Origin of the sequence: Nocardia sp. SYP-A9097, from assembly GCF_009649815.1 — a bacterium.
GTDB lineage: Bacteria > Actinomycetota > Actinomycetes > Mycobacteriales > Mycobacteriaceae > Nocardia.
The window spans coordinates 79,324-91,047 of sequence record NZ_WJIC01000010.1 but is presented as its reverse complement, the minus strand read 5'-3'; the positions used below and the strand labels follow the sequence as shown (position 1 = coordinate 91,047).

Genomic DNA, 11,724 nt, shown 5'->3' with positions numbered 1-11,724 from the left:
TGATCGGCTGCTGCTCGGCCGATCAGGTTCATCGCTGCCCCGGAAAGCCATACGCACACACCGCCTTTGAGCGTTGTGTAGATATCGTCTGTGGTGGGGCTTGCATTTCACTGAAAAACTTCTTAAGCGATACATCCGCCACGAGCGAGTCGAGACGTTACTCGAGCCTCGCCCGAACGCAACCGGTCCGGGATCGCGGACGGCAGTCGTTGCCGCCGTTCGCTTTCCCGGACCGGGGTGGAACTCGGTTGCCGAGCTGTGCCGGACTTAACCCGCGGGCTTGACGACGTTCACGGACTTGCCCCAACCCGAGAGGGTCAGGTTCACATTGCCGGAATCCTTGGTGACGATGGCGCGCACCAGGTTCGGGCCGGTACCCGGCGAGGCGGCACTGGACGGCAGCGGCGCGGCCGAGGTGGTCGGCGGGGCGACATCGGCGATCCACAGGGTGATGGGCAGTACGCCGCCGGCCTGGCCGATGCGCGGTACGACCGGGTCGATGACCGCGGTGTCGATGGTGCCGGTGACCTTGACGGTATTGACGCCGTTGATGGTCTCGCGGGACTCCACCTTCGGGTTCTTGACCTCGGCGATCACATGCGCCAAACCCTTGTCCTTGTCCAGGATTACGCCCGGATCGTAGACCTTCTCGGCCGGTCCGACGGGCGCGTACTTGGTGCCGTCACCGGCGTACAGGGTCTTGTCGACGACCAGGAACTTGGTCTCGGTCCAGGTGGGATCGCCCTCCTTGACGCGGACCTTGGCCTCGCCGACGGCCTGACCGCTGCCCTGCGGCTGGTTGGTGATGTCGGCCTTGACGTAATCGACCGGCAGGTTCTCGATACCGGTGACCTTGAGGTCCAGGTGCACCGACTGCAGGGTCTGGGTGGTGCGCGAGCTCTCCGCGATCAGCTGGCCGCCGTCGGGCAGTGGACCGGTGGCCGGGGCGGCCGCGGAGGTGCTGGAGGAGCCGGAATCGGAAGAGGAGCAACCGGTTACGAGTGCGCCGAACAGGGCAGCCGCCGCGACCATGGCCGGGACGAGTGCCCGGCGTCGCCGGTGCACGGAGAGTTCTTGCGGAATCGAGTCAATCATGTACAACCCCCGAAGAGTTCGAGATCCGTGACGGACAGCTGCCGCTGTCCGCGTCGTAGTATGCAGCCTTCACTTACGCAGCGCTTGGTCGGGCGCTACTCCGGCATCCAACCAGCACCACGTCCGTGACGCCAAGGGTTTCCCCGTCGGTAATCGCGAAAGACCTTCCAGGCGATAACATTTCACTGCGGAACAATTTGTGGGCAATCGAACGGCTATCGGTCGGTAGGTGATCTCATTCCGCGGAATCCATCGCGATCCGAGTCGCTTCAATGCGCAACGCGACCCTCTCGGCGGCGCGCAACTGTCGAGCGAATGATTCAGTAAATTTCCAGCACCGCATCGCGAAATCGGCTGGGGTCTTGCCGTACTCGCCGGTCGGTGCGTAATCTGCGCCACAGTCATAAACTGAGACCGGCACGTACCACTTTCATTCAGCAGGGGCGACAACGATGACGAAAACCCTCCGAAACAGCTGGCGCACAGGAATATTCGCTGCGATACCGGTCGCATTGGCGGTCATAGCTCCGGCCTCGCCCGTAGTAGCCGCTCCCTCTGATGGCGGGGCGGAGTACGTGGCACTCGGCGACTCCGGGGCGGCAACCACCGGTGCGCAGGCGATCGATCTCGGCGCACCCGATGCAATGCCTGCGCTCCACCGCGAACACACCGAAGCTGGTGGCCGCGAGTCTGGGTGTGCGCCTTGACGATCGGACCTGCAGCTCGGCCAAGATCCCGCACCTGACCACCTCTCAGGGCGCTGGTATCGCGCCGCAGTTGGACGGGCTCGGGCCGAACACCAAACTGGTGACCGTTCATATCGGCGCGAATGACGCCGATATGACCAAGTACATTCTGACCTGTCACCTGGCCGGTGCGAAGCCGTGTGCCGATCCTGCCTGGGGCAGCGCGATCGACGGCATCGCGGCCGCGTACTCCACTGCGCTGCACCAGATCTCGGTCCTCGCACCGAACGCGAAGGTCTATGTCGACGGCTGGCCCACCTATGTGAGCGAGGGCGGCTGCGCCGATCTGGCCGGCCTGCGCCCCGCCGATGCCATCCACATCCAGATCGCCTTCGACAGACTCAGTGCCGTTGTCGCGCGCGAAGCCGTCGCGGCCGGGGCCGTCTATATAGACACCCGGCCGGAGTCGATCGGCCACGATATGTGCGCCCCGGTGGGCACCCGCTGGTTCGAACCGCTGCTGGCGACCCAAACCCTGCTCCCGTACCACCCGACCCTGGAAGGTATGCGCGGCGTCGCCGACATCATCGTGCGATCGATCCGCGCGACACAGGGCTGATCCGCGCGGCACAACGCTCGAGGCAAACGAATTCGGCCCGGCCCGACCATGAATGGTCGAGCCGGGCCGAAAAGGTATAGGGGAGTAGCGGGTCAGTACACCGGTCCGGTGTACTTCTCGCCCGGCCCCGCGCCCGGGGCATCCGGATGCGCGGACGCCTCGCGGAACGCGCGCTGCAGCGACTGCAGTCCATCGCGGATCGGTCCGGCATGCGGGCCGAGGTACTCCACCGATGCGGTGACCAGACCCGCGAGCGCGGTGATCACCCGGCGCGCCTCGTCCAGATCCAGATGCGGGCTGGCGGATGGATCGTCCTCGCCCAGGCCGAGCTTCTCGGCGGCCGAACTCATCAGCATGACGGCCGCGCGGCTGATAACCTCGACCGCCGGGATTTCGGCCAGCTCGCGCACGACCTCACCGTCGATGAGAGCCGACTCCTGTTCGTTTACTGACGCGTCGCTCATGCCCTAGATCTTGGCATCGACCGGGTTGGCGCTGGTCGAGGGGGCGGCCGATTCGGTCCTGCGGCGCGGGGCTGTTAGACTCTTCTGCGACGACCGCCCCAGGCTGATCCCTGTGTTCAGCCCAAGGCATCAAGTGGAGCCCGACTCCCACCGTCAGCCGGTCTCAGAACCTGGCGAACGGTTCCGGTCGCCCATCCTTTACCGGATGGGTATCTGTATGGGTCAGTCCTGTACAGGTGCGATGCGAGTTGCTCGCGTCGTAGATCGGTCGACTCGGGCCCCGTGTTGGAGAAATACCAACCCGGGGCTTTCGTGTTGAAATTGGGGTTGCAGTTATTGCTTGCGGTCGTTGACGAACCGCTTGACCTAGGAGGCCCCATCAGCACTGAGACTCGCATCAACGATCGCATCCGCGTACCCGAGGTCCGCCTCATTGGACCGGGTGGTGAGCAGGTCGGGATCGTGCGTGTTGAAGATGCATTACGCGTCGCCATGGAGGCCGACCTCGACCTGGTCGAGGTCGCACCGGACGCGCGTCCGCCGGTATGCAAGATCATGGACTACGGCAAGTTCAAGTACGAGACCGCGCAGAAGGCGCGTGAATCTCGGAAGAACCAGGTCCAGACCGTGATCAAGGAGCAGAAGCTCCGCCCGAAGATCGACGACCACGACTACGAGACCAAGAAGCGCAACGTTGTTCGCTTCCTCGAAGCCGGCTCGAAGGTCAAAGTCACGATCATGTTCCGCGGTCGTGAGCAGTCGCGTCCGGAACTCGGGTTCCGGCTCTTGCAGCGACTGGCCTCCGACGTCGCCGATCTCGGGTTCGTCGAAACTTCGGCCAAGCAGGACGGCCGGAACATGACCATGGTCCTCGCACCCCACAAGGGCGCGAAGACGCGGGTGAAGGCGCAGAACGAAGCGAGCTCGACTCCGCAGCGCAGCAGTGCGCCCGCGGCAGCGGCTCCGGCCGAGGCGCCGGCCACCGAGGTTGCGGCAGCTCCGGCTGAAGCACCGGCGGCCACCCCGCAGCAGTAATAACGATCAGGCTCCGGGGGCGCGCTTCGGCGCGCCCCCGGGACGAGACAGATTAGAGGAATCCATGCCGAAGATGAAGAAGCACAGCGGTGCCTCGAAGCGATTCAAGGTGACCGGCAGCGGCAAGCTGATGCGTGAGCAGGCCAACCGTCGCCACCTGCTCGAGCACAAGTCGTCGCGCCGGACTCGCCGTCTGGAAGGCACGGAGGCCGTCGCCAAGGTGGACGTTCCCCGCATCAAGAAGCTGCTCGGTCTCTAAGACCTTCGCGGCAACTCGCGTTCTCGAACGCCAACCCCGACCCACTCCGGGCGCGACCGCGCGCCCGCCGAATCGATCAAGGACTGACAAGTGGCACGCGTCAAAAGGGCTGTCAACGCTCAGAAGAAGCGCCGTTCCGTACTCGAGGCCTCCAAGGGCTACCGCGGCCAGCGCTCGCGGCTGTACCGCAAGGCCAAGGAGCAGCAGCTCCACTCGCTCGCCTACGCCTACCGGGACCGTAAGGCGCGCAAGGGTGACTTCCGCAAGCTGTGGATCGCTCGTATCAACGCCGCCGCGCGTCTGAACGACATCACCTACAACCGCTTCGTCCAGGGCCTCAAGCTCGCGGGCGTCGAGGTGGACCGCAAGATCCTGGCCGAGCTCGCCGTCTCCGACGCCGATGCCTTCGCCGGCCTCGTGGCCATCGCCAAGGCCGCTCTCCCGGCCGACGTCAACGCCCCGGCCGCTTAAGCCCCGGCTGCGTGACAACACAGCAGAATTCGGAACGACCCGTGGAAGCGCTCTCCGAGCGCAATCCGCGGGTCGTTTCCGCTGTCAAGCTGCACCGGGCCCCGGTGCGGCGCAAGAGTCGGCTGTTCCTGGCCGAGGGCGCGAATTCGGTTGCGGCGGCGCTTGATACCGGCCGTGTCGAGGAGCTGTTCTTCTCCCTCAAAGCCGCCTCGCGTGAGCATGAACTGGTCGCCGGTGCCGCCGCCATGGGCGTGCGCACCACACTGGTGAGCGAACGTGCCGCGGAAGCGCTGGGGGAGACCGTAACTCCGCCCGGACTGGTCGCGGTATGCCGCCAGGTCGATGTGCCACTGACCGAAATCCTCGCTGCCACACCGACTCTCCTCGCAATCCCGGTCGGCATGTCCGACCCCGGCAACGCGGGCACCCTGATCCGTGTCGCCGACGCGGTAGGCGCGAATGGTGTAGTCCTGGCAGGTGATTCGGTCGACCCGCACAATGGCAAATGCGTACGGTCCAGTGCCGGAAGCGTTTTCCACCTGCCGATCGCCCGCGAACGCGATACCGATACGGTGCTGTCCGCACTCGAATCGGCGGGCATCACCCTCCTGGCCACCACCGCCAAGGGCGAAGTCGACCTCGACGAGGCCGACGACATCCTCCGCGGCCCGGTCGCCTGGCTCTTCGGCAACGAGGCCCACGGCCTGGACCGCGCCGTAGCCGACCGCGCCACCCATCGCATCCGCATCCCCATCCACGGCCGCGCCGAAAGCCTGAATCTCGCTGCCGCAGCATCGATCTGCCTCTACGCGAGCGCACGCGTCCAACACGCCCCGCGTAGCTAGCTTCTGGTGTCGGCACACACCCTGAACCGCCCACTCTGTGATGACGGGACAGCCTGTTTCGGGATGGGACAACCCTTATACGGGCTGTTCGATCCCTAGATGTGCTGTCCCGTTCCTCTAGGTGTGCTGTCTCTGGCAGGGTTGTCCGCTTCGGGGTGATCTTTGTTGGTCGTTCGGGCCTCGCTTTGGTGGGGGGCGAAGGACAATGGGGGAGTTCTCATTCGTCGGTATCGCTGCTGGGGTCGGCTGTGGGCGGCCTCTTCGGCGATCGTTGAAAGAGGTTCACCATGACCGATTCCGATACCTCGGCTCTGTTCAAGGCTGATCGCATTTTCTTCAATGGTCCCATTGTGACCATGGCCGATGGGGAGGCTGCGCCGCCCGGGGCGGTGGCTATACGCGGCGAAAAGATCGTGTTCGTAGGCGATCTCGTCGAGGCGGAGACGAAATGGAAGGGTCTGCTTACTCGCATGCAGGATTTGCGGGGTGCCGCGTTGCTGCCGGGATTCATTGACGCGCACGGTCATATGGGTGGTGTGGGGCTGCAGGGGCTGCTGGCCAATCTGCTTGCGGAACCGGACGGAAAGGTGGGATCGGTCGATGATGTGGTTCGCACGCTGTCCGAGTGGGGGGAGACGGAGGTCGGTCGGCGGTCGCAGTGGATTGTCGGTATGGGCTATGACGATTCGCTTATCGGCGGTCACCCGACCCAGGAGCAATTGAACGCCGTCTCCATCGAACGGCCGGTGCTGGCCGTGCACCAGTCCGCACATTTGGGTGCGGTCAATGACAAGGGGATGGAGCTGCTCGGATATGCGGCGGCGAAGCGGAATCCCTTGGAGGAGACGGAGTTCGATCCGGCCTTCGATATGGCGATCAAGGGGATAGCGCAGAGTGATCAGGCCGGTCTCTATGTGGTGGGACGCAAGGAGTACAGCCGGTTCGGATTCACCACCGCACAGGACGGTGGCGCGAAACGCGATCTGCTGGACACACTTCGGGTCCTGCAGAACACCACCGGTTGGAAGATCGATCTCGCGGTGTACCTCAAAGCCTCTGAATTGCGGTCCGATGAGGACTGGGATCGGCTCGATGTCTCGAACGAGTACTACCGGGGTATGCGGCTGGCGGGGGTGAAGCTGGTGCTGGACGGTTCACCACAGGGGCGGACCGCGTGGCTCGGTGAACCCTATTTCGAGCAGCCTGTGCCCGGCCATGAGGACGAGGAAGGTTATCGGGGCTACCGCATTCTGAGCGACGAAGCCGCGAATGATCAGGTGTACCAGGCATTCCGGCGCGATATCCAGGTCATCGCGCACGTCAATGGGGACGCCGCCATCGAACAGTTCATCAAAGCGGTCGAGGCGGCGTGTGCGCGGCTGGGAGAGTCGAATGCCGTACATCGGCGGCCGGTCGCGATTCACGCACAGACCGCCACCCGATCGCAGATCGAAGCCTTCGCGCGGCTGGGCATCATTCCGTCGTTCTTTACGATGCATACGTTCTACTGGGGCGACTGGTATCGGAGCACCGTGCTGGGTGGCGAACGCGCGGAGAACATTTCGCCCACCGGCTGGGCGCTGGAACAGGGATTGCGCTACACCGCGCATCACGATGCCCCGGTGGCGCTGGCCAATTCGATCGCGATTCTGTCCAGTCAGGTCACCCGTAAGCCCCGGTTCGGTGAGGAGCCGCTCGGCCCACTGCAGCGGGTGACCGTGTTGGACGCGCTCAAATCGCTGACCATCAATGCCGCGTACCAGTACTTCGAGGAAGACATCAAGGGCAGTATCGAGACAGGTAAGCAGGCCGATCTCGTTGTGCTGAATGTGAATCCGCTCGAATTGGCCGAGCCGGAGCATCTCAAGTCATGGGAGGACGTGCGGGTGTTGGAGACCATTCGACGCGGCCGGACACGTTTCGACGACCGAGGCGCGGAGCATGACGAGGATGATCCGGAGGTGGCGCCGGACCTCGGGCCTTTGGTCCAGCATCGCTGCTGATCGGTACGGCAGGGGCGATCGGCAGCTCGATCGGCGTGTACTACGGGCTCACGGGCCTCAGTTGTGCCTGGCTGCACCGCGATCAATTCGCTTCCAGCCCAAAGACTCTGGTCATGAAGGGCATCCTGCCCGCACTGGGCGGCTTCGCCCTGCTGTTCGCGGCGGCGTGGACCGCGGTGACCTCCTGGTTCAGCGCCATCTTCGTCCTGGGTGTCGGTTCCCTGCTGATCGGTATTCCGATCTACCTGGTGCCGGCACGCCTGATGCCGCCGTTCTTCCGCGGTGAGGTGCTGGCGCGGCAGCTGCCCGAGCCGACCGAGCGGATCATCGAGGCGGATGCGCCCGAGCACGAGGCGGGCGCGGCAACTCGCGGCTGAGGGGCGCGGCTCAGCTGAACTCGGGGTCGATACAGGTGAGAATCTCTGTGGCCCAGGGTGTTTCGACGGCGTCCGGGCCGACGACCTGCATTGCGGCCATATCGGTGAGCAGCATGCCGGTGGCGACGAAGGTCCCGGCCTCGGCCGCCGACGCACCGGTGAGATCACGCACCAGCTGGTAGATCTCGCCGAAGCGGGCGCGCATGATCGGGCCGATCGCCGGATCGCCGCTGGCGGCGAAGCCGTGCAGGAGTACGCGCGGTAGATCGCGTTCGGTGAGCAGCACCTTGTACGCGTCGCCGAGATCCTCGAGTGCCTGCTCGATGTCCGCACCGGCTGGAATCTGTTCGGCGGCGGTCCGGAAGAGCTCCTCGATGCGATCGCAGACCTGTTTCAGGGCGGCCAGGAACAGCTGTTGTTTGGTGCCGAAGAGTCGGATCACGTACGGCTGCGAGACGCCAGCGCGGCGCGCGATCTCATCGGTTTTCGTTGCGGCGTAACCGGATTCGGCGAAGGCGGTAATGGCGGCCGCGAGTACCTGCTCGCCGCGCTCGCTCGCGGTCATGCGTGTCCTCGTCATGGCTGTCTGCCTCCTCGTGATCCAGTGCGTCATTGACATGTTATCAGTCAATGCATACTCTTTAGTTATCAGTCGATAACAACTAGGGACCGGACATGACTGAACTACTTGACAACCCCACCTCGCAGCCGGTTTCCGGCCCGCGTACGCCCCCGCTGTGGGCCGTACTGGCCGCCGTCGGCATCCCCATGTTCATGGTGACCCTCGACAATCTGGTCGTCACCAACGCACTGCCGGTGATTCGCACCGAGTTGAATGCCTCGCTCAGCGATCTGCAGTGGTTCATCAACGCCTACACGCTGTCCTTCGCCTCCATGCTGCTCACCGCCTCGGCGCTGGGCGATCGGCTGGGGCGGCGGCGACTGTTCCTCATCGGTATCGCCGTCTTCACCGCCGCCTCGGCGGCCTGCGCCATGGCGAGCGAGCCGTGGATGCTCATTCTGTTCCGTGCGATTCAGGGTTTCGGCGGGGCCGCGGTCATGCCGCTCTCGCTCACCCTGCTCTCGGCGCATGTTCCGGAGAAGATGCGCAGTGCCGCCATCGGAATCTGGGGCGGCATAACGGGTCTCGGCGTGGCGCTCGGCCCGGTGGTCGGCGGCGCGGTCGTGGACGGGCTGAGCTGGCAGTGGATCTTCTGGCTCAATGTCCCCGTCGGTATTCTCGCGGTGCCATTCGTGGCCCGGGTGCTCAGCGAATCCTTCGGCGGCGCACGGCGTTTGGATGTCGTGGGGCTGCTGCTCTCGGCGGGTGGTGTGCTCGCGGTGGTCTGGGGCGTGGTGCACGGCTCCGGCGACGGTTGGACCTCGACCCCGGTGCTGAGCGGATTGCTCGGCGGCGCGACACTTCTCGCCGCGTTCATCGGCTGGGAGCTGCGGGTCACCGATCCCATGCTGCCGTTGCGACTGTTCCGCTCGCGCGGATTCAGCGCCATCAATACCGTCAACTTCGCCTTCTCGCTCGGCGTCTTCGGTTCGATCTTCCTGCTGTCGCAGTACTTCCAGGTGGTGCAGGGCTATACGCCGCTGGAGTCGGGCATTCGCACCATGCCGTGGACCATGGCGCCGATGGTGGTGGCCCCGCTCGCCGGGCTCATTGTCGACAGGGTCGGGCCCCGCGTACTGGTGGTGATCGGTCAGATCTTGCTGGCGTCGGCGCTGGGCTGGATGGCGCTGATCGCCGATGTCAGCACCTCGTACGGTTCGTTCGTGCTGCCCTTCATCCTCGGTGGCGTCGGAATGGGCTTGACCTTCGCTCCGGCATCGACGGTGGTCATGGCCAGTGCCTCCGCCGAAGACCAGGGCATGGCGTCCGGCACCAGCAGCACCGTGCGTGAGGTCGGCGTCGCCATGGGCGTCGCGGTACTCGCCTCGGTCTTCGCCTCCCACGGCGGCTACGGCACCCCGCAGACCTATGTCGACGGGCTGGCTCCCGCGGTGGCGGTCGGTGCGGCGATTGTCGCGGTCGGCGCGCTGATTGCCACCCTGATCCCAGGCCGCAAGGCCATCGCGGACGAAACATCCAGTCGCGCGGTCGAATTCGCGCACTGATCGCTCCTTCGATCGAACACTCGGAGTCACATCATGTTCGAGACCCTGCTCCTGCTCCTCGTCCCGACCCTGCTGTTCCGACTGCTCGGCGCGCTCGGCGTCACTCGCTTCGCCACCTGGCGGGTGGCCGCCGCGCACGGCCTGGCCTTCATGCTCTTCCTCACCGGCAGTTCACATTTCGCGCCGGACAGCGTCACCCTCATGCCCACCCATTCGGACTCGCTGCATATGCTCCCGTCCTGGATGCCCTTCCCGGACTTCATGATCTACCTGACCGGTGCGCTGGAGTGGCTGGGCGCGCTCGGCCTGATCATCACCGCCACTCGAACCTGGGCCGGTATCAGCCTGGCCGTGCTGTTCGTGGTTATGCTGCCCGCGAATATCTATGCGGCCCTGAACAATATCGAGTTCAACGGCGAACCTCCCACCCCGCTCTGGTTCCGCGTCCCCGAACAATTGGTCTACATCGGCGTAGCCCTCTTCGCGGCCTTCGGCACCGTCGCCGTCCGCCGTGCCCGTTCCCTCATTCGGTGCGAAGCGCCCGTGCGCGCTCGACTTCATTGATATGCCGCTCGGTCCAGTCTCGCAGTGCCGCAATGGGTTCGGCGAGACTGTGGCCGAGTTCGGTGAGTTCGTAATCGACCCGCGGTGGGATGGTGGGATGCACTGTGCGGGTGAGGAATCCGTCGGTCTCCAGGCTGCGCAGGGTCTGCGTGAGCATCTTCTGGGAGACGCCGCCGATGCGGCGGGACAGCTCGGTATAGCGCATCGTGCCCTCCTGGCGCAGGGCGTCCACGATCAGGATCGTCCACTTGCCCGCGATGTGGTCCAGCACCTGGCGGGTGGGGCATTTGGCGGAGTAGACGTCGGCGGGCAGACCGGAGGATTCGACGAGCATTGTCACCTGAGGGAGAGTAGCGCACTAATTAGTGCCTACTTCACACGGGAGAGCCACTCTCCAATAGTTAGTGACATGAACACGATCTCAGTTGCCCAAGCCATTCGCACCCGCCGCACCGTCCGGCACTACCTCCCCGACCTGGTCGCCCCCGCCGATCTCGATGCCCTCCTCGAACTCGCCATGGAGGCCCCGACCAGCTGGAATCTGCAGGACCGCAGCATCGTCGTGATCACCGATCACGCGGGCCGCGAGGGCCTGGCGTGGGCCACCGGCGGGCAGCCGCAACCGCAGGAGGCCCCCGTCATGCTGGTGTTCATCGCGGAAACCCAAGCGTGGCAAGAGGATCGGGCCGATGTGTACGAGCAGGCCCGTCGCAATGGCGCGTGGAGCGAGGAGTTCATCACCGGTTTCGCCGCGGCGTCCCAGGAATTCCAGCAGAGCCTGGCCGATCGCGGCCTGCTGCGCGAGTACGCGGTCAAGGACGCCATGATCGCCGCGAGCTTCGTCATGCTGGCCGCCACCGAACTCGGTTTGGCCACCTCGCCCATGAACGGCTGGGATGAGGACAAGGTGAAGAAGGTGATCGGCATCGAGGATCGCCCCGACCTGTCGATCGCGCTGCTCATGTCCATCGGCTATGCGGCCGAGGCGCGCCTGCACCCGGGTCGCCGGAGCGTAGAGCACACGGTTTTCCGCGAGACCTACCCCGCCGCGTGAGCCGCGAAGGTGGCGCGCACCACGCCGGCGCGGTGCGCGCTGCCTGCGGAAAAACCATGTGAACCGGGCTGAGTACAAGGCTTACGATTCGACCAGCAAGAATGGGGGAGGCAATCCGCCCGACC

Annotated in this window: 14 protein-coding genes; 10 read left to right on the top strand and 4 right to left on the bottom strand. The window is 64.9% G+C overall.

From position 1 onward, the window contains the following. Window positions 1-267 precede the first annotated feature (267 nt). A complete protein-coding gene (locus GFY24_RS21150) occupies window positions 268-1,095 on the bottom strand; it encodes an LppX_LprAFG lipoprotein (protein WP_153806802.1) in 828 nt (275 codons plus the stop codon). Between the two features lie 609 nt (window positions 1,096-1,704). On the opposite strand from GFY24_RS21150, the gene GFY24_RS21145 reads away from it, so the two are divergent. Beyond that, window positions 1,705-2,400: an SGNH/GDSL hydrolase family protein gene (locus tag GFY24_RS21145; RefSeq protein WP_309231131.1), complete on the top strand. Its 696-nt coding sequence runs from the start codon at window positions 1,705-1,707 to the stop codon at window positions 2,398-2,400. 92 nt (window positions 2,401-2,492) lie between these two features. Here the strand turns inward: GFY24_RS21145 and GFY24_RS21140 are convergent, their stop codons facing one another. Beyond that, window positions 2,493-2,864, bottom strand: coding sequence for a DUF1844 domain-containing protein (locus tag GFY24_RS21140; protein ID WP_153806801.1), 372 nt, complete (start codon window positions 2,862-2,864; stop codon window positions 2,493-2,495). Between the two features lie 327 nt (window positions 2,865-3,191). Here GFY24_RS21140 and infC point away from each other — a divergent pair, with 327 nt between their 5' ends. The 6 genes from infC to GFY24_RS21110 all read left to right on the top strand — a co-directional run bounded on the left by infC (window position 3,192) and on the right by GFY24_RS21110 (window position 7,854). Beyond that, window positions 3,192-3,899 (top strand): translation initiation factor IF-3, encoded by a 708-nt coding sequence (gene infC / locus GFY24_RS21135; protein ID WP_153806950.1) that lies wholly within the window; start codon window positions 3,192-3,194, stop codon window positions 3,897-3,899. 64 nt (window positions 3,900-3,963) lie between these two features. Beyond that, a complete protein-coding gene (gene rpmI, locus GFY24_RS21130) occupies window positions 3,964-4,158 on the top strand; it encodes a 50S ribosomal protein L35 (protein WP_153806800.1) in 195 nt (64 codons plus the stop codon). A gap of 90 nt (window positions 4,159-4,248) precedes the next feature. Then, a complete protein-coding gene (gene rplT / locus GFY24_RS21125) occupies window positions 4,249-4,629 on the top strand; it encodes a 50S ribosomal protein L20 (protein ID WP_309231130.1) in 381 nt (126 codons plus the stop codon). A gap of 41 nt (window positions 4,630-4,670) precedes the next feature. Next, complete coding sequence (locus tag GFY24_RS21120) at window positions 4,671-5,474, top strand: RNA methyltransferase (protein WP_309231129.1); 804 nt, start codon at window positions 4,671-4,673, stop codon at window positions 5,472-5,474. 287 nt (window positions 5,475-5,761) lie between these two features. Next, the gene (locus GFY24_RS21115) at window positions 5,762-7,477 is read left to right on the top strand and encodes an amidohydrolase (protein WP_153806799.1); all 1,716 of its coding nucleotides are present in this window, start codon (window positions 5,762-5,764) and stop codon (window positions 7,475-7,477) included. A 113-nt stretch (window positions 7,478-7,590) separates the two neighbouring features. Then, window positions 7,591-7,854 (top strand): hypothetical protein, encoded by a 264-nt coding sequence (locus GFY24_RS21110; RefSeq protein ID WP_153806798.1) that lies wholly within the window; start codon window positions 7,591-7,593, stop codon window positions 7,852-7,854. A gap of 10 nt (window positions 7,855-7,864) precedes the next feature. Here the strand turns inward: GFY24_RS21110 and GFY24_RS21105 are convergent, their stop codons facing one another. Further along, window positions 7,865-8,434 (bottom strand): TetR/AcrR family transcriptional regulator, encoded by a 570-nt coding sequence (locus GFY24_RS21105; RefSeq protein ID WP_153806797.1) that lies wholly within the window; start codon window positions 8,432-8,434, stop codon window positions 7,865-7,867. 95 nt (window positions 8,435-8,529) lie between these two features. Here GFY24_RS21105 and GFY24_RS21100 point away from each other — a divergent pair, with 95 nt between their 5' ends. Both GFY24_RS21100 and GFY24_RS21095 read left to right on the top strand, forming a co-directional pair. Continuing rightward, a complete protein-coding gene (locus tag GFY24_RS21100) occupies window positions 8,530-9,981 on the top strand; it encodes an MFS transporter (RefSeq protein WP_153806796.1) in 1,452 nt (483 codons plus the stop codon). A gap of 33 nt (window positions 9,982-10,014) precedes the next feature. Next, entirely contained in the window at window positions 10,015-10,545 is a 531-nt protein-coding gene (locus tag GFY24_RS21095) for a hypothetical protein (RefSeq protein ID WP_153806795.1), read from the top strand. Here GFY24_RS21095 and GFY24_RS21090 read toward each other — a convergent pair. Continuing rightward, complete coding sequence (locus GFY24_RS21090; RefSeq protein ID WP_153806948.1) at window positions 10,505-10,879, bottom strand: helix-turn-helix domain-containing protein; 375 nt, start codon at window positions 10,877-10,879, stop codon at window positions 10,505-10,507. The genes GFY24_RS21095 and GFY24_RS21090 overlap by 41 nt on opposite strands. A gap of 75 nt (window positions 10,880-10,954) precedes the next feature. On the opposite strand from GFY24_RS21090, the gene GFY24_RS21085 reads away from it, so the two are divergent. Continuing rightward, complete coding sequence (locus GFY24_RS21085; protein WP_153806794.1) at window positions 10,955-11,599, top strand: nitroreductase family protein; 645 nt, start codon at window positions 10,955-10,957, stop codon at window positions 11,597-11,599. The last annotated feature ends 125 nt before the right edge of the window (window positions 11,600-11,724 follow it).